Source organism: Sulfidibacter corallicola (assembly GCF_017498545.1).
GTDB lineage: Bacteria > Acidobacteriota > Holophagae > Acanthopleuribacterales > Acanthopleuribacteraceae > Sulfidibacter > Sulfidibacter corallicola.
Map to the genome: position 1 here is coordinate 9421424 of NZ_CP071793.1, position 17802 is coordinate 9439225.

Sequence of the window (17802 nt, forward strand, 5' to 3'; positions counted from 1 at the left end):
TGATGCGTTGAATGTACCAGATTACTTGCGGCGGTTCACCAAGGGCTCGGGTCCGGGCTCGATTTCACCGTATTCCTGGTGCACGAGCTTGATCTTCACGTAGCGCGCGTCCACTTGGGGCAACACGGGATCGAAGATGGTCTGTGGATGGTAGAGGTAGTAGGGGCCGCCGGGGTTGTTGGCCAGGTAGAGACGGTAGCCCAGGATGCCGTGCCAGGCCCAGGGATCGAGCAGGTGGTAGATCTTGCCCGAGTCGCAGTCTCGATCTTCGAAGACGATGCCGTCCAAGCTGGTCTCGTCCTCGGTCGTGTTGGCGTGAGAGGACGGGGAGTTCGGCCGGGCCTCCACACCTTCGCCGCAATAACGGTCGATCAGGTACCCGGAGAGGGTGGTCCCATTGCCGATGCGAATGGTTTTTGGACCCCAATCGACCCAGTAGCTCACCAGGATGCGTCCCATCCAGAGGTATTTGTCCTGCCACTCGCCGACAAATCCGAACTTGTGGGCGAAGCTCGCATCGCCGAGGCTGACGCGCAAGTTCTGCTCGATGTCCATCGGTTCGTTGAAGTAGACGCGGATGTCGTGATAGCCCTCGTCGAGAATGATGGGTTCCTTGTACGGATTGACCCACCGACCATCGATGAAGATCGCTTCGATCAGGTCGCGCCCGTCGCCTTTGGTCGAGGTTTCCGGGCGACGGGCTTCCTTACGACGATCACTGGCGAAGACCCGCTTGGGGACCCCGCCGTCGGCAAGGTTGAAGGCGATCTTGGCATCACCGCCGCAAAGCTTCAGGATTTCCGACGTTTCTCTAGATGACAAAGCGGGATAATGGCTTTTCAACAGGGCCGCGAGACCGGCCGCGAACGGGGCAGCCATGGAGGTACCCGACCAGACGAGGTAGTTGCCGCCGGGAATGGTGCTCTCGATGGCCTTGCCGGGCATGTTCATGTCGTAGCCGTAGTTCGAGAACCAGGCGAGGTTGCCGTCGCAGCCCACCGCGTGCACACCGACCACGTTGCCGTAGGCCGCGGGATAGGCTTTCGATTCGCGAAAGCTCAGGCCGTCGTTACCGGCGGAGGCCACCAAGACCACGCGGTCCTCGGCGTATTCCAGCGCATCGCGAAGGACACCCACGTCGCGGTTGAGCGAGAAACTCATGGAAAGCACGTCGGCACCCTCGATACGGGCGTACACGATCGCCTGGGCGACTTCGGAAACACAGGCCTGGCCGAAGCGATTGAACACCTTGAGCGTGATGAAGTTGCCCCAGGAGACCAAGCCCGGGCGGCGATGGTGGCTGTTGTAGGAGGCGCCGATGATGCCGGTGCAATGGGTACCGTGTCCCAGGAAATCGTGGGTCGGACGAAAGATGCTTTCGCCGGTCCAATCGCGCTCGGCCACCACGTTGAGGTGATTGAAAGCGGGATGGCTGGTGTCCAGACCCGAATCGATGACGGCGATGACGGGCTTGTAGGAGGGCTGGTTGCTGGGATCGATCCAACGCGTATCCAACTTCATTTGGTCGAATTCCCACCAGGTGGAACCTTTGCGGGCGAGTCCCTCGGCCTGGTCCCATGCACTCGGCGCATCGTCGAGCTTGACAGGTGTGTCCAGTTCCACCACGTCGAAGGCAGGGTGAAGCGCCAGCATGGCCAGGAGGGCATGGACGTCGAGATCGCCCAGCTCCTCGATGGAAAACCGCACAGTGCCCGCCAGACGCTCCTCGGCCGGCGTTTCGGGTTCGCCCTGAAGGAGTTCCGGGAACAACGGCATGACCATGGTGGCCCGAATTTGGGGGTCTTCGTTTCGAGGATTCAACTTCATGGCCGCGTGACGAAGGGCCTCGTCCAGCAGGTGTTGAAGTTCATCGACGCTCGACGGGACGAAGAGCAACCGACCGATGGTTTGGTAATCGGGACCGCAAGATCGATCGTCGCAAATGTCTCCCCCCATGGATGGAGCCACCCAGAACAGGACGAGCGCGAGGACGAGGATGCGGGAGGAACCAACCCACGAGAAACGGTTAGACACGTGAAATCGGATGCCATCGCGGTGGATGTTCATAAAAATAATTCTCCTGAGACGACCACGTCGTGGCCGTTTTAATCCCCAAAACGAGCACGGGTCAGGGCCGCGACGGAATGGACGTCCCCAAACGACATGTCGGGCTCCAGAGGTCGAAAACGGACACGAAATGTGGGGTTTCGTGACTCACCAGCTTTTTCGTCCTGTGTCGCGCCAACATCTTTTTCCATCTTTTCGCCCTGATTCACTCGGCTTTGGTTATACAATTTGCTTACTGCAACATTAAAGTAAGTGGTCTGTTTGCTGTCAAGGTTCCGAAAAAAGTGATAAGAGGGCATAAAAAATAGTTTCGCACTGGTTATCGCTGATTTTGGAAGCAAAGGCGCAACTCGCGGCAAAAGAGGGCCACTCACTTTGCGAGGCGGAACAAAAAACTAAAGGATAACGCAAAGGACGGGATCTTTCCGTGACATTCCTCCGTCTCGACCCCATTTCGGGTCCGTCGCGTACCGAAACCCTACGGTGGGGATTCCTTCACCGGTGCAGAGGTAATGGGGCATAACTTTTTATTTACCACTGAGTTCACAGAGGACACAAAGAAAGGACGGAGAGGGTACCGAATGAGTTCAGACTTTTTTTCGCCTGCCCGATATCCATTGGCGTGGGTAAGGATCCTCCCCGCCAAATTACGCCGCGGAGCCGGCTCTCCGCACACCACACTGGTAAAAAAACCCGCAGTTACCGTCAATCGGGTTGCAACGCGACCCTTCGTCGCTCAAGCCATGCTCGGCTTGGGATCGCTCGCGGCGATCAACCGCTCGCCGATGTCGGACCACCAAGCCTCGAGCCAACGCCGTCGGGCACCCTCCGCCCCTACCATCAGGGACGCGAATCGATCGCTCGGCGAGCCGCCCACTTCCCAATCGGCCAAGAACGATTCGATGGACCGCGCAAATTCGACCGCACGATGCAGAACGGCCTTCTCCGAAACCCGCATGCGTACCAAGCCCATCATGGCCTGATTCAGGCCCTGTCGCAGGAATGACTCATCCTCTGCCAAGCTGGTGGGAAACGTATCCAGCGCCGCCTCGCAGGCAAGGCGAAACGCCTTCGCGACGGCCAGCTCACCCGCCGGGTCGCGCGGTTGAAGCGCGAGCTGAGGGACGAATCGGCCCTCGCCGTGCCCTCCCGAAGCGGAGAACCGCAAAAACCGGAGACAGGCCAACAACGAATCCACATCCGAGGTGGCCAACAACAGATCCACCTGGGTTACACCGTTGAACGCTTTTCGTTTCTCCTGGAACCAGGCATCTCTCTGATCCAGCTCCACCACCACGCGTGCCTCGCCCTCTCGGGAATTGGTATCGACGAAACCGTAATTGACGAAAAACTGGGCCGTCGTGTAGGTGCCGTAACTGATGAACAGCTCGCCTCCCGGTTCGTGGTCGTGCAGTGCGTGAAGTACGAACTGGGCACGCTCGGCACGGTAGCACCCCTCGATACCGTTGTCGGTGCGATGATTGAACATGTCCAACAATGGAACCAGCGCAGCCTCGTTGTGGCCGTTGTCACACAGTACGGCGAACCCGCGGCTGATGACGGTGACCATGGCCCAGCGAAAGGCTTCGAAACGAAACTCGGGGCGACTCGGAAGCACGGGGTGGACCATGGCGTACTCCGCCTCGATCTGTTCCCGGCGGGCCGCGATCAGCGACAGGGTATAACTGCCCTGCAACAGTGCAAGGGTCGGGTCGTCGAAATACACGGGGCTCTCGGGATAGGCGCGCGGCAGCGAATCCAGGTAAGGCCGCCAAAACGAGTCGGGTGCGGCATCTTCCTGAAGCAGTAGCAATGCCAGCAAGGTGTAGGAGGAACGGGGCGTGATGCCCTTTTCGGCCAGAGCCCGCCCCAGTGGTGAGCGGCGTGCGAGATCCATACACAGAATCAGGTGGCGGGGGATTTCCAGCACGGTGCCGTGCCGAATGAGATTCACCTCCGCAAAAACGCCGCGACCGCCTGCCGATTGCTCGCGAATCGACTGGCCGGGAAAGCTGCCGCCGTTGTCGCGAACCCAGTCGAGCAGGGCTTGTACCGCGGTCATGTTCGTTCCACCAGAGTTGTCCGTCATGGGTCCTCCCGACAGGTGCGATCAGAGGTCGGACCGGAGCCTTGGGCTCCGGCACACCCGAGAACCGATCCGGATCCCGCGCCGTAGTCCGGCTCCGACAACCGAAGAGGGCTCCGCCTCCAACTGGGCACAAACTTAAGCGCGAAATGTGGAGAAAAAAGAAAGAAGCTGCGAAAACATGACAAATCCAACGTCAGGAGGCCGGCTGTACGATGGGCGTCGTCACGGGCGCGGCGGACTCGGATGACCGGCTGTCGCCATCCTCGTCCTCATTCGTCACGGAGTCCGCAGCGTTCGCCACCCGCGTGATGCCCATCTTTTTCCGTCGCTGGCCCCGGGCACCGCTCGCGATCGACTTGGCCATCTCCGCGCGGTCGGGCAGCTTGAAGGGTTTGAGCACATCGGCCAGGGCCAGGCCACCGAAACCGAAGTTCACCAGCAGCGAAGCCATGATCCCGTAGTGGAACACGAAGGCACCGCCCAGGTTGAGGACGCCGGGTGCGATGGTCAACTCCAAACTGCGGTGCAGGGTCTGGTCCAACTTGTGGGAGATGTAGAACAGGTCGCCGAGCCCCGCCAGGTCGCCATCCATCATGATGATCTCGGCCACGTCGGTGGCGATCGTGTTGGCGCCGGCCAGCGAGATGGACACATCCGCCTCGCGCATGGCGATGGCGTCGTTGATCCCGTCGCCGATGAAGCAAACCGATCGACCCTTGGCCTGGAGATTGGTGACGATATCGGCTTTTTGTTCGGGCAGGATATCGTGGAAGTACTCGTCCATGCCCAATTCCTCGGCCAGCTTGCGGGTCGGGCCGCCGTGATCGCCCGAAACGATGGCCATGTGCCGAATCCCCAATTCGCGCAGGTGCCTGATGAGCTCCGAGGTATCGGGCCGGACACTGGGCTGTAGCTCGATGGCACCGATGACTTCGCGATCCATGGCCACCATGATCATGGTGTTGCCCACCGAGTGGGCGTGGCCGATGGCGGCGTCGATGGCCTGGGGAATGCCAATGCCGGAGCCGGTCATGAAGCGAATGCTGCCGACCCGCAGGACGCCCTCCTCCAGCTCGACCGTGATGCCGTATCCGACCTTGTACTGGGAATCTTCCAAGTCCGGCCAGGAAAGGTGCGCATCCATCGCGGCTTTGAGAATGGCGCGCGCGATCGGATGACTGACCTTGCCTTCCGCCATGGCGGCATAGCGCAAAATCCCCTGTTCCTCGTAGCCGGGACAGGTGAAGATCCGCAGGACTTCGGGCTCGTCACTGGTCAAGGTACCGGTCTTGTCGAACAGCACGGTGTCGACGTGGCAGAGCTTCTCGAGCGCGCGACCGTCCTTGACGAGCATGCCGTGCTGGGCCGCCACCGTGATGTGGCGCAGCGTGGCCATGGGCGCCAACAGGCGGATGCGGTTGCCGAAGTGACTGTTGATGAATACCGCGGTGGTGACCGCACCGACGACGGGCAACATCACACCGGCGGCGATCAGCATCGGTTGGGTGGCGAGATCGGCCCACTTCTCGCCCTTCAATTGAATGTCGGACTTGTAACCGACCGAACTGACCAACAACTGGCTGATACGGGAAGCGGTGGTGTCCTCGCCCGACTTCTCGACCATGATCAGCACTCGGCCGGTGATCACGGCGGTGTTGGCGAAGACCCGATCCCCCACGGTTTTCTCGGCGGGTTGGGACTCGCCGGTGAGGGCACGCTGATCGATGGCGGCCAGGCCTTCGGTCACGATACCGTCCACCGGAATGACCTGGCCGGTCGCCACGACGACCGTATCTCCTGGCCGGATTTGTTTGAACGGCACCTCGATTTCCGATCCATCGACGAGCAGCCAGACTTTTTGCGGCAACTGCTCGAACACGTCGGCGATCATCTTGTCGCTGTTGTCCTTGGCCTTCTGGGCCCCGGACTTGGCCGAATGGATCAGCCAGAGACCGAAACCGGCGGTGAAATAGCTGCCCGAACCCAGGGTCAGCATGTCGGCGAGAAAGAACAGGACATCCACATTGGCCTTGCGATCCTTGACCAGCGACTTTTCCACGTCGCGCATGTACGGCATGGCGGTGTAGATGTAGGAAACCATGCCGACGGGTCCGAGCGCCGGCACGAGCAATCTCAACCCGAAGATGCCCATGGTGGCGATGCTCATGTTGGTGTAGTGTTCCAGGCGCGCCAATTCCTTTTGGGGATCCACGCGAAGCGATTGCGGCGCCTCGACGGGTTGGTCCGTTTCGGGCTCCTCGGGCGGTGATGGGACGACCTTGGCGGCCCGGGCCCGACACCGTGCGTGGAACTCCCGTGCAAAGGCGCGTCGCTCGCGTAACTTCTCTTCGCGCACCTTCTTGCGCTCCTCGAAGAGTCTCACGCCGGCATAGGTGGCGAACACGGCGCCCACGGAAAAAAGCATGTCGCATCCTCAAAAAACGTCGTTCGGAATCCAAGGGCATCGTGAAGCAATTCAGCATGTGAAGGGAAGGTGCGGCCATTGTACCGCCCACGGTCCGCGAAAACCACCAAAAGCCACGAAAATCCTTCCGCCGTTTTCTGTTTCGATCCACCAACCCGGCTCGGGTGGGTCCCTTGTCCGCGGCTCGGATTTCGATGGTGTCTCCGTATTTTTGCTGGGCCTCGATTCTGTCCACTAAATACACGAAAAAACACGAAAAACTTTGAAACGAGCTTGTACCACGCCCGAACGGTGCCCCATCTTTCTGTTCTGCGGGTCAATAGTTTTTCTGACTCGCCGAGTGTCCGAGGAGACAAAATCTCCATAGTGCAGAGGACACGTTTGTCCACGGATCACACGAATTGACACGAATCGACCTTAGCCCGGCAAGACCTGAACCTCACACTCAAGTCTTCGGATGGTTCCATTGGTTTCCGGATCACCCCTAGCCCCCATCACACCGTTGCCTTTAAGTAATTCACATGGATCAAGGCACTTCCATCGAACTGTCCCCGCAGTCCGCAGTATTTCTCTGGTACCTTCAGGATTGCCTTTGGGACAGGCAAGGCCTTCCCTGCCTAAATCCGAGATTGGTTAATAAATTCGTGTCAATCGTTGTTATTCGTGGACAAACTCCTTCCTACCAACGCGAGAAGAGACATGTGGGGCATTCCATTTCGTGTCTTTTCGTGGTTTTAGTGGACAGTGTTTTTCGTGGACATTTTGGAATCCCGTTCGTGGACCTCGATTCATGGTTTTAGTGGACAGTGTTTTTCGTGGACATTTAGGAATCCCGTTCGTGGACCTCGAATTCGATATCCACACACCAGACGCCCGCCACCAACCCGGCTCGAAGTTCCCAACGCCCCGGAAAGCACTCCGCCAATCGAGACTTGACGTAGCGGGTCCCCAGCCCGTCCGTCCGGCTCGAATCGGCGTTGTCCACGCCTCTCAGCCGCGAACCGTCGTTGCACAACCGAAGCCGCACGCGCGCGCCCTCCCGCGAATGGCTCAACCGGAAGGATCCCCCCTCGCCTGGCCGAAACGCATGGGTCACCCCGTTTTCCACCAGCGTGTGAAAGATCATCGGCGGGATCCGGATCTCGGGAATCGGCTCCGGGTGTTCGAACGCGAAATCCACATCCTTGCGGAAGGCCATGACGGTGAGGTGCGCCTTGCACAAATCGATTTCCTCCGCGAGGTAAATGGTCTTGGCGTCCGCGATTCGGTTGACGATTTGGAATTCGCGCGAAAGCGCACGAATCATCACGACCGCACGATCGGGTGCCTCTTCGATGTAGGAAATCAGGGAAAGCAACGAGTTCATCAGAAAGTGGGGCTGGATGACCTTTTTCAGCAATTGGGTTTCCAAATGGGCCGAACGCAGCCGGGCGCGCTCGTGACGCCGCTCCTGTTCGGCAATGCGCCGCGTCATGCCGAACACGATGCAGAACACGAAAAGGATCATGGCGGCACTGTAGGCGAAAAACGCTTCGCCCCGCGAGAAGATCATGGCCGAGGCGGCGACAGCCACTCCCAGGAAAGAGCTGAACGAACCCGGCTCGCGCTGTTGCATGGCCTTGAGCACGAAGACCAACGGGAGCAGGTAGGCCCATCCGGGCGACAGGCCCGCCCACGGCACGAGCACCAGAAGATGAAGGGCGAACGTCCACGCCAACAACGCCCGCTTGTACGGTACCCGGTATTGGTAGAGAAAAAAGGCGCCGAGCAGGAATCCGGCGAGAGGGTGAAGGGTGCGCCCCAGCAGCAGCGCGTTTCTGGCCAACGGCCAGGGCAATCCATATTGGAGGAAGAGGGTCATCAACACTTCCGCGATGTAGGCCGCACAACAGGCCGCGAACAGCAAGTAGGCGCGATGACCGGGACCGGCCCAGAAAAGGGCCAGGCTCAACAGGGCGGACAACAGGAAGATCCCCAAATTGATCAGCCGAATGTAGAAGCTGTCGACCCAGAGCATCTCCCGAATGCCCGCGTAACCCAACGAAGCGACCGGAACCGCGGCCGGAATGGGTCGAAAATGGTTGGAAACCCGAATCGCCAACAGATGGATGCCCGGACCGCCCGCCTCGGCGGGAATCATCGCGTCGCCTCGATTCCGCCCCGGTTCCTCCGAATCCGGCGCGTCGCCCACCACGCCGTTGCGCAACACCAAGGCCCCGTCCCAATACACTTCGTAGGCCGAGACCAGGCCGGTGACATGAATCGAGAGGAAGTCGAAGGAGCGTGGTGTCCCCGATACGGCGACCTCGCGAACCAGCCAGTAGTGGGTGATCTCGGTCAGGGGTTCGCCGGCGATCACGATGGGAAGAGCTGCGACGTCTGCAGTCCCCTCCGCCAGCGCCACAGACCCTCGATCCGAGAAGCGCCAGGCATCGATGGACGTGAACTCGCTGTTGTCGAGATCATGTCGGTGGGGCACGAGCCCGGTGCCATCCCAAGCCGCGAGGAGCCACAACCAGACGAGCATTACAAACCTCGAATCATGTGTTTCAGCTCCTTGTACTTGGGCCTGCTCAGCGGAAGGCATTGGCCGTCCTTCAACACCAGTTGATAGGTGCCGCCACCAATGTGTTTGTGGGCGAAAACGTGGTCCAGATTGACGAGGATCGAACGATGCACCCGCAAGAAGCGCGGAGGAAGCAGTTGTTCCAGGCGGTCCATCGTTTTGCACAACAACTCTCGATGCCCGTTGTCGAGAACCACTTCCACGTAGATGCCGGCCGCCTTGAAGTACACGGCCTCTGCCACCGCGACGAGCTGGGTCTTGCCACGTTTGCGCAGGCTGATGAACTGAATACATTCGCTGGAGGGTCGCGGACGGCCGTCGTAGCGCTGAAAGGTCAGGGCCAGGCGCTCATCGTCGAAGGGTTTGCCCAGAAAATCCAACACCCCGTGAGCGAAAGCCTCGAAGGCACGCTCGGTATGGGCCGAAACCACCACGGTGTGAAAGGGATAGCCGGTCATGTGGGTGAGTAGTTCGAAACCGTCCTCACCGTTCAGGTTGAGATCCAAAAAGCACAGATCGACGGTGTGATGGGTCAGGAAACGCTCGGCCTGTTCCAGCGAATGGCAGGTTTCCAGGGACGCTATGCGTTGGCCCAAAAGCCTGCGACAGGCTTTGGCCAGGTATTTGGCGATCGGTGGCTCGTCTTCCACGATCAACAGTCGCAATGTTTCGTTCACCGAACCGCCTCCCTCAGGGCCCTCTCCATCAAACCGAATGCCGCGGCCGATCTCACAGGTGAACCTTGTCAACGGCAAGATTAGTGGTATGAACGGCAAACGCCGATGAAGCCGCGCCGCGTATCGATTACAGACCGTGGATCACTTCATTTTAAAGTCGAATCCACGGCCAAGGCCCACAAATTCGCAAAAGGGCCGAAACACTGATACGAGAAAAAGGAGTGAACATGAATCTCTCGAAACGGCGTGCGGCGTGGATCGGGTTGGCCTTGATCTTTACGGGATGGAGTTTCGCGACAGCCCCACCGACCCCGCCGGAAAACGAGCGCGTCATCAACGCGTACATCGATTACCTGAAAAAATTCGATTCACAAGGCATGCTGTCCCTGATGGACGAGGGAGTCGTTTACGAAGATCCCACCTACGGCACGGAGATCGTGGGCAAGGAAAGCGTCACCCAATTACTGAGCGGGATGGAAAAGGTCCTGAAACAGATGCACATCGTCGACCAGCATTTCTACATTTCCAACAGCGTGGGGGTATTCGTGGCCACCATCGCCGTAACCATGAACCTCTCGCCGGACGATCCCAAAGCCGAACCGGGCCTGCTTCATGCCACGATGGTTTTCGTGGTCCGCGCCAAGGACGGAAAAATCACGCGACACACGGACCTGGCAAATTACAAGAGTCTCGACGCCCAGGCGGAGATCGGTAAAAAACGGCGCACCAACTGAGGTGCGAGATGTAATGGCGGAGGATGGCACGCCCTCGCCGACACGAGCGCAGGGCCCGCGCCGGAGCCGGCCCCGTGGGAAACGTCCAGCATGCACTTCCCGCGGTACAGGCCGGCGGGCCCCTACCTCGAGAGAGCCGATCGGTTCAGGGGCTACCACTGAATACCACGACCAACTGCGGATACGCCGCGACTTGTGACGCCAGCAAGGCACGAAAATCGGCGTCGGCGCCTGCCTCGCGTTCGAGTACATGTCGCGAGAAACGTTGATCGAGATGCAAGCCGGTGCCGTCCGCGTCCAGCGTGAACCGATGGGCGCCGAAATCGTTTCGAAACGCGAGGTCCCGCGCATCGAAGTGGAGCGACACCCCGGGTTCGACGCGAATGCGTGCTTGCCACCGATAGTCCAGAGCCCATCGAACCCGAAACGCCAACTCGCGTTGGGAACTCAGGGGCACCGTTTCTTCCGGGGCGAACAGCGCCAGCTCGTGCAGGTCGAACACGGCTTGGTCACCGTTCAACAACGACCTGACTCGTAGCCGGTAATGGAGGCGCATGTCCCGACCCTGGTCATCGATCTGCCAGTCCAAGAGTGCAAAACCTTCGCATCGCCTTTGAAAGTGATCTCGTATTTGGCGATCGACCATGGCTCTGGGATGGGTTCGGTTCGCCAACCGAAGCCACTCGCCCACAGTCCCTCGACCCGAGATGCGGTGGTGCACTTCGATGGTGAAATCCGACTGAATCACCGCCGTCACCGTTTCCTCGAGCCCTTCCCTCTCCCCTGACCGGTTCGGGATCCGGGATTTGTGAAACTCCTTGTCCTCGGTTTCCAGCAACAGGTCCGCGCACGCATGGACAACGGTAAAACGTCCATGTCGCCCGACTGCCAATAGGGCGCCAAATAGTGGGTTCGCTGCGGGGATGCGAAGATCAGGCAGGGAAGGAACGCATCGAGCTCTCGCAGCGTGTTGGTGCTGCGCCCGTATTCCGACGGCAAGTAGAAGGCGGTTTGGGTCTCGATCCCCAAGGACTCCGCAAACGAACGAAGCAAACTGGTTTTCTGAAAGGGGTTGGCATACCGGTTGGCCAATACGGCGGTCGACTTGTCGTGGAATTGATTGCGCACCGCCTTGTCGTCGATCTCCTCGGCCACATACCGATACAGGATCGCGAGTTTCTCTTCGCGGCTGGAGGCTCCCTTCGTCAGACGTCGCGCCTGGCGCATGATGTCCAGGGAACCGACACGCCGGTAGCGATTCAGCTCTTTTTTCCGTTCGCGAAAACGCCTCGCCAGGTCGCGCTCGTCGCGTTCATCCGGCAAATGGTTCAACGAGTACGGAAGGGCGATCCACACCTTGGGAATCCGCTCGTAGACAGGCGGCGCAAATGGCTCCCAATGGATCGGGGGCACGTCTGCGCGGGCATAACGATAGACGATCTGGCCGCGTTCGGATGCCCGTTCCAGGCTCGCCCCTTCCACCCTCAAGTGCGGATCCAGTTCCTTGGGCGCCCGGAGGGTGAAGGTGAGTTGTTTGGTAGGCTCGGGGTTTTGAAGGAAGATGCGTTGGCTCATCGGTTCGGTGACCGGCCACTTGCGCACGATTCGGTATTCGAGGATACAACCGTCGCTGAGGCCTGGCACCACGGCAACCCGCTCGGGTTCGAACCCATACCAGTTCTTGCCCAGGTCGTCGCGCACGCGATGGATCTCCGGTTCAAAATGGCGCGTCCGACCATGGGGGTAAGACTATGGGGACAGTCACGCATAAGTATTTAAAATTCTTGATATTTATACCCATTGTCACCACTGTGGAAGCCTGTCGTCCGACATGTTCGAGTGGGGGCAAATTCGTGTCAATCGGTGTGATTCGTGGACAGTCACTTCCCGATTCCCTACAAACAGCCCTGATGATCTGGAGAACGAGGCCCAGAGTACCCTGTTCGTGTTCTTTCGTGTTCTTAGCGGACTTCTCGATGACCGTGGCGAATCCGAGCGAACACAAAAAAAGGCCGCGAGCGGTTTCCCGTTCGCGGCCCAAAGCCCAGGAGCTAAGCCAATTGCCTTCGGACGCTTCAGAAGGCAATCGACAGGGACATGGTAAGGACCGTATCCAGTTCGTCACTTTCGACTTCGATGGTGTCCACCTGGGTACCGGCTCCGTCGAACACAGACACCGGGATCAGGGAAGGGTTGTTGTCGTACTTCATCAACAAACCCGCTTTGAGGCCGATGTGACGGGTGAATTGGTTGACCACCGAGGTGTCCAACTGCATGCGTAAATCGTCGCTTTCGTCGTTGTTGGTGCTCGCTTGGAAATTCTGTGTGAATTGACCGCGCGGCTTGAACTTGATGAGCCAGTCGTAGGCCGCCCGGAAGCCGGAAAACCCATCGTCGTGCGCGGGATCTTCCACGACCGGATCTTCATCGGTATAACCGGCGGCAAGGGTCGCCTTGAAGACGCGATTCTCGGTCTTCACGAAATATCGGCCGAGACCCAGGTGTATGTCCACCCGATTGTCGATACCGGAGAAGCGATCGCGCTCCCAACCGGCGTGTACATCCCAAAACCAACTGCCGGTAATCTGCTGCTCCAGCGTCAGTTCGACATCGTATTTCTCTTCGAGGGTCTCGGTGTCGGAGTTTTCCTCCACGATCACCGAGCCGTCGTCCTGCAGCAGGCCGGTGAAGTTGTCCTCGGTGAGTTCCTTGCGGACGGCAAAGGCAGAGGCCTTGAACTGGGTTCGCGGCCATTGATAGGTGTACAGGTTCTTCAAGGACCAAGTCTCGGCCTCGGTGTTCCCACCGGACAAAACGACTGATAAATCAAGGGTATCCTTCCAAGGTTTTGGTTTTTCCTCGGGGGGACCGGCCTCTTGGGCCAGCGTGAACATAGATGTAAAGCCAAGGCACAGCAACAAGGCCAGTAACCGTGTCTTCAAAGAAATCCTCCAAATTGTCCGGGGGGGAAGGGCTTCATAGCAATCATCGGAACGACCCAAACAAGCTTTAGAAAAAGGGCAAAAAAAGAGAGCCCTCCAAAACCTGTCGATCGCCCGAAAAATCGCATTCCTTCCATACACCGGCAAGTGTTGCACGGGATCGACGGTCGCTCGAAAAGGACAATCGAGACAGGTATCGGGATCCCCGCCCCAACGAACCGTTCGAACGAGTTTCCGGACGGAACCATGGTCAAACGGTCGGGCGCAAGGTGCAGGTGATTGTAACCCGAATCACTGAAAACAATGGGAGTTATCCAGAACCCAAGGGCCTGGATGGGTTCGGATTCGGTGGTGGGTTCACGGGAGCGTGGGGTTCGAACTCACTCGTTACCCAGGTACGAATTCGGCTTGGGATCCTGCAGCCAGGCGGCCACATCCTTGCCCAGGGTCTTGGAGCACTTGTGCAGCATGGAACAGGTCCCCTTGAGCGCCGTGAACCCGGCCGCGGAGGTGCGTCTGCCGCGGAAGGAGCCGACGATCTTGCCGCCCTTGTCCAACAGGCGCCCCTGAAGTTCCAAATGCTTGGGGCCACTCCATCCGCCGCCACCGGCGCCGAACACGTCGACGATTTCGACTTCCAGCACGTGATACTTCCCGCTTTTGGGCTTTTCGCTGACCACGTTGGTGTAGACCCGACCGACGTTGCGTTTGATATCGTCGGCGACCCGCTCTTCGAGACGGCATTCGGTCTTGGTCTTGCCGCGAACGATCAGGTTCTTGGCGAAGAGCACCTTGTCCGGGACAACGAGGGTATCTACCTCGCCGGCCCACACGTAGGCGCCGAATCCGAGCACCAAACAGGCGACAAGACCGCGAACCATTCTGGATTGGGACATCATCATGGCAATTCTCCTTTTTTCCACAACCTGCTGAAACCACAACTCTCGATGGGGGCAATCACGGCCGAATCGATGCCGGCCGCGGCCCGCCCTCACTGCAGGAAGCCCATCAAGCCGACGTTGATGTCTCGCTCGAGGTTGTGAATCCAGTTGTTGAAATTCCGATGGATCATTTTAACGCCTTTTTTCTCTTTGTACCGGAGATTGGTACTGTCGACGTACTCGAACCGGATATCGGATTTGGAAAAAACGATCTTGATTTCTGCCGTGTGTTTGCGAATAAACAACTTGGCCTTGATCACTCCTGGCAGCGTGTCCTGTACTTTCCAGCCGCGGCCCACCAGGGCCTTCTTGATGGCTTTCTCCACGTCGAGTTGGGAGACGTTGGTACGGGCATCGACGTGAATGGTGGGTTGGTAGATCTCCTGAACCCGGCCCGCGAACGCGAAGGACGCGGAACCGAAGACCAGCAGAAGGATCAAGCCTTTGACGTGTTTCATGAATATAACTCCTTGGAATGAATCAGGATTAGATGGAGCGTGCACCACCGCAGCCATAGCGGAAGCGGGGTCGCAAATAATAGCGGATTTTCTCGGAAAAAAGAGTCAAAATTGCGTCAACTTGGTGTGGGTGGCCCTGGATGGGCGGAGGTTCTCCTATTTTTCCACCACAAAGGTCACCGAGAGCCCGAAGAAGCAAAACCGACACGACTCACCAAAGACATTCACGAACCAATGCCGCATAGAAAGCAACGAAATGACCCACACCCGCTTTCTACAACACAGAGTCGCCGCCCAGGCCGGGGGCCGGATTGCCGGACCACCGAGTTTCAGGTGGGTAACTAATCGAAGCGAATCGTTTGGGAGTTCCCGTATTTGTGAGAGGGGCGTCGTTGCAGTAAGTTGGCCCGCCGGGCCGACATTTTTCGACGAACTCCCCGCACATCCGCCTTCTTAGGTTTTTATCTTTATCTTCGAGCTTTACAGAGTTTGTTACATATAGAGAGCACGGGGACACACAGAGAACACAGAGAAAACCAACCTCAAGCCACCACAATTACCTTACTAACGTTAAACAAATCAAAATAACAACTCGAGACTAAAAAACTCAGCGCACCCTAAAACCGCCGACATGCAATAAAAAAATCGTCGCCATCCCCACACAACATAATCACGAAGCAAATCCCGATTTAATTCTCATATGTTCAATAACTGCACAGAGTCTACGCCAAAACAAAGCACTCCAAACCACTCTTTATTCCACGGGAAACTAAATCTCCTCCCCTGTCCTATCACGTGTTCGACAAAACAAAAACACCTCCGCGAACCCATAAACTGCACCGCACTCAGTAAAAAATTACCACGTTGCCAGGAAACAAAACGTCCTCAAAAAACTCCAAAAAAACCACGATAAAACTATGAAGATCCGATCCAGGCGGTACGGCTCTTCTCTCCAGAAACTCCGCGCCCTCGGTGGTAAAAAAATGCCCCGATCCCCCACCACCGCCACACCCCCTGGAACCCCCCACCTCCCCTACTCCACGCGGACCGCGAACACGCGCTTCCCGCCCATACGCGTCTCGAAACCCGTTACCTTGTGCCCCTCCTCCGTTCGGAACCGAACGCGGATGCGACGCTTGGCGTTGACAAAGACGCCCTTGCCGCGAGGACTCAGAGAAAAGGACCCACTCCGGTCCCTGGCGATCAAGCCGTTTTCGGTCGACGCCAGCGTGATCACCCTATCGGGCATGCGGTATCGCCCCGCGTAGGCGGCCAACTCCGCTTCGGTGAGGATCGTCGGTGTTCCCTCCACGGCCCAACGCGGTTCGGATTCCACCAACCGCGCGGCGGTCACCTTCTCCCCACGCATAAAAGCCAGAACCTTGTCGCGCGTGAGACGGCCGGCCAGCAGGCTTCCTTCGTGAGCCACGTTCTCCACGATCAGGTGCACGCCGTTGGGGAGCCCCCTCAGAACCTCTTCCCCATTGGAGACCGGGGTACGGCCGTCCAACGAACCGCTGATCATCAAAACCGGGACCTCCGATGCGACCGGCGTGCGGAAGTCCTCCGCCAAGGGGGTTACGCCCAAATGGGCTGCCACGACCTCGAAGGAACGGTTGGCCGCATCGCCCAGCAAAGCCGACTCGCGCTGGCGACCGATCAGGTTCAGGCGCTCGGGGCTGCTCCAAGAGGCGGCATCCATCGCCAATCCCATCGGATTCAACGGATGGCCCCGATGCAGGGCGGCCACCCGTTTGGCCACCGCGGAGAAGTCCCCATCGACCATGCGCTTGAAAAATAACGGAATCTTCGTCTGTGTCTTGGTTCGCTTCAACACCGAGGCGGTGACCAGTTGCAGATCGTGTTTGCTGATGGTGACCGTGCGCTTTCCGAGATTCGGAACCGCCACGTCCACCCGCACCGGTTCCTGTTCGAGCCGTGCCAGAACCGCCGGGATCGTACGACGCAAGGGCGGTAACGCCCACTCGGGATGAGCCGCGGTTTTGCGGTCGATTTCGTCGATCACCCGTTCCAGGTCCAGGGGTAATTTCAGGGTATGGTCCGGGCCTTCCACGCCGGCGATCACCATGCGCGCCAACGACGCCGGATGGCGTTTCAGGTAGGCCAGAGCCAGATGGCTCCCGTAACTCATGCCCCACAGCGCGATGCGCTCCACGCCGAGAACGCGGCGAAGCGCCTCCAGGTCGTCGGCACTCTCCTCCGTGTCGTAGGCGGCCAAGTCGACGCCTTGGTCCCGCCAGTACGCGGCACAACCGCCAACGATTTCCGCCAACCGGGCATCCCACATCTCTTGGGTCACCACCGCGTCCAAGGGAAACCACCAATCCGGTCCGCATGGTGGCAAGGGATTCGACAACCCGGTACCACGTTGATCGAGGGCGATCACGTCGCGATCCTCGAGCATCGGCAACACCAACCGATCCAGCGCCGCACGAATTTGGTTGATGCCCGAGGCGCCGGGCCCTCCCGAAAGATAGATCGCGGGCGGCAAGGGATCCTCGCGCTCGGACTTGAAATGCAGAAAGGCCAGTTGGATCTGGCGCCCACCCGGCTTGTTGCGATTTTCCGGAACGCGGAAGTAGCGCAACTCGGCCGGGACCGAAAGCCCGTTGGGGCTCTGGAGCGTGATGGGTCCCGCCTCGGGCAGCTCCGCATCGGAATCGGCCGCATACGCCGGGAACAGCCAAACGACGCAGACCAGCAGCGACGAGATCAACCGCAGCGGTGCCTTCCTCGCGGTGTCGTGGGTTCTTTGTGTTGAATACATGGTGAAACGCCTCCTTCATTCGCGACCTTGATCAACGAACCTTACGGGGCGCCGCCGCGGATCCGGATAGAAATTCCGGCAACGCCTCAAAATGCCGGTGAACGGCTCACGAGCG

12 protein-coding genes are annotated in these 17802 nt (G+C 58.8%); 1 reads left to right on the forward strand and 11 read right to left on the reverse strand.

What is annotated here, in order from left to right; genetic code table 11:
- Nucleotides 1–21: 21 nt before the first annotated feature.
- The 5 genes from J3U87_RS28365 to J3U87_RS35065 all read right to left on the reverse strand — a co-directional run bounded on the left by J3U87_RS28365 (nt 22) and on the right by J3U87_RS35065 (nt 9824).
- Nucleotides 22–2067: a S8 family peptidase gene (locus tag J3U87_RS28365; RefSeq protein WP_237379162.1), complete on the reverse strand. Its 2046-nt coding sequence runs from the start codon at nt 2065–2067 to the stop codon at nt 22–24.
- A 736-nt stretch (nt 2068–2803) separates the two neighbouring features.
- Complete coding sequence (locus tag J3U87_RS28370) at nt 2804–4156, reverse strand: SET domain-containing histone-lysine N-methyltransferase (RefSeq protein ID WP_237379163.1); 1353 nt, start codon at nt 4154–4156, stop codon at nt 2804–2806.
- 193 nt (nt 4157–4349) lie between these two features.
- Nucleotides 4350–6581 (reverse strand): heavy metal translocating P-type ATPase, encoded by a 2232-nt coding sequence (locus J3U87_RS28375; protein WP_237379164.1) that lies wholly within the window; start codon nt 6579–6581, stop codon nt 4350–4352.
- Between the two features lie 823 nt (nt 6582–7404).
- Complete coding sequence (locus J3U87_RS28380; RefSeq protein WP_237379165.1) at nt 7405–9108, reverse strand: sensor histidine kinase; 1704 nt, start codon at nt 9106–9108, stop codon at nt 7405–7407.
- Nucleotides 9108–9824, reverse strand: a complete 717-nt coding sequence (locus J3U87_RS35065) for a LytR/AlgR family response regulator transcription factor (protein ID WP_272932430.1) — start codon at nt 9822–9824, stop codon at nt 9108–9110. Before J3U87_RS35065 ends, J3U87_RS28380 begins: the two co-directional genes overlap by 1 nt.
- 227 nt (nt 9825–10051) lie before the next feature.
- On the opposite strand from J3U87_RS35065, the gene J3U87_RS28395 reads away from it, so the two are divergent.
- The gene (locus tag J3U87_RS28395; protein ID WP_237379166.1) at nt 10052–10558 is read left to right on the forward strand and encodes a nuclear transport factor 2 family protein; all 507 of its coding nucleotides are present in this window, start codon (nt 10052–10054) and stop codon (nt 10556–10558) included.
- A 145-nt stretch (nt 10559–10703) separates the two neighbouring features.
- Here the strand turns inward: J3U87_RS28395 and J3U87_RS28400 are convergent, their stop codons facing one another.
- The 6 genes from J3U87_RS28400 to J3U87_RS28425 all read right to left on the reverse strand — a co-directional run bounded on the left by J3U87_RS28400 (nt 10704) and on the right by J3U87_RS28425 (nt 17687).
- Nucleotides 10704–11081: a hypothetical protein gene (locus J3U87_RS28400; protein WP_237379167.1), complete on the reverse strand. Its 378-nt coding sequence runs from the start codon at nt 11079–11081 to the stop codon at nt 10704–10706.
- Between the two features lie 230 nt (nt 11082–11311).
- Complete coding sequence (locus J3U87_RS28405) at nt 11312–12259, reverse strand: DUF3857 domain-containing protein (protein WP_237379168.1); 948 nt, start codon at nt 12257–12259, stop codon at nt 11312–11314.
- A gap of 374 nt (nt 12260–12633) precedes the next feature.
- Nucleotides 12634–13500 carry a DUF481 domain-containing protein gene (locus J3U87_RS28410; RefSeq protein WP_237379169.1) on the reverse strand — a complete coding sequence of 289 codons (867 nt, stop codon included), beginning with the start codon at nt 13498–13500 and terminating at the stop codon, nt 12634–12636.
- A gap of 380 nt (nt 13501–13880) precedes the next feature.
- Nucleotides 13881–14402 carry a hypothetical protein gene (locus J3U87_RS28415; RefSeq protein WP_237379170.1) on the reverse strand — a complete coding sequence of 174 codons (522 nt, stop codon included), beginning with the start codon at nt 14400–14402 and terminating at the stop codon, nt 13881–13883.
- An 89-nt stretch (nt 14403–14491) separates the two neighbouring features.
- Nucleotides 14492–14899, reverse strand: a complete 408-nt coding sequence (locus J3U87_RS28420; protein WP_237379171.1) for a hypothetical protein — start codon at nt 14897–14899, stop codon at nt 14492–14494.
- 1033 nt (nt 14900–15932) lie between these two features.
- The gene (locus tag J3U87_RS28425; RefSeq protein WP_237379172.1) at nt 15933–17687 is read right to left on the reverse strand and encodes an alpha/beta fold hydrolase; all 1755 of its coding nucleotides are present in this window, start codon (nt 17685–17687) and stop codon (nt 15933–15935) included.
- Nucleotides 17688–17802 lie beyond the last annotated feature (115 nt).

Bases quoted from the DNA above. Each gene is read 5' to 3' on its own strand.
- J3U87_RS28365 (WP_237379162.1), bottom strand. From the start codon at position 2,067: ATGAACATCCACCGCGATGGCATCCGATTTCACGTGTCTAACCGTTTC.
- J3U87_RS28425 (WP_237379172.1), bottom strand. From the start codon at position 17,687: ATGTATTCAACACAAAGAACCCACGACACCGCGAGGAAGGCACCGCTG.
- J3U87_RS28375 (WP_237379164.1), bottom strand. From the start codon at position 6,581: ATGCTTTTTTCCGTGGGCGCCGTGTTCGCCACCTATGCCGGCGTGAGA.
- J3U87_RS28420 (WP_237379171.1), bottom strand. From the start codon at position 14,899: ATGAAACACGTCAAAGGCTTGATCCTTCTGCTGGTCTTCGGTTCCGCG.
- J3U87_RS28370 (WP_237379163.1), bottom strand. From the start codon at position 4,156: ATGACGGACAACTCTGGTGGAACGAACATGACCGCGGTACAAGCCCTG.
- J3U87_RS28395 (WP_237379166.1), top strand. From the start codon at position 10,052: ATGAATCTCTCGAAACGGCGTGCGGCGTGGATCGGGTTGGCCTTGATC.
- J3U87_RS28415 (WP_237379170.1), bottom strand. From the start codon at position 14,402: ATGATGATGTCCCAATCCAGAATGGTTCGCGGTCTTGTCGCCTGTTTG.
- J3U87_RS28380 (WP_237379165.1), bottom strand. From the start codon at position 9,108: ATGCTCGTCTGGTTGTGGCTCCTCGCGGCTTGGGATGGCACCGGGCTC.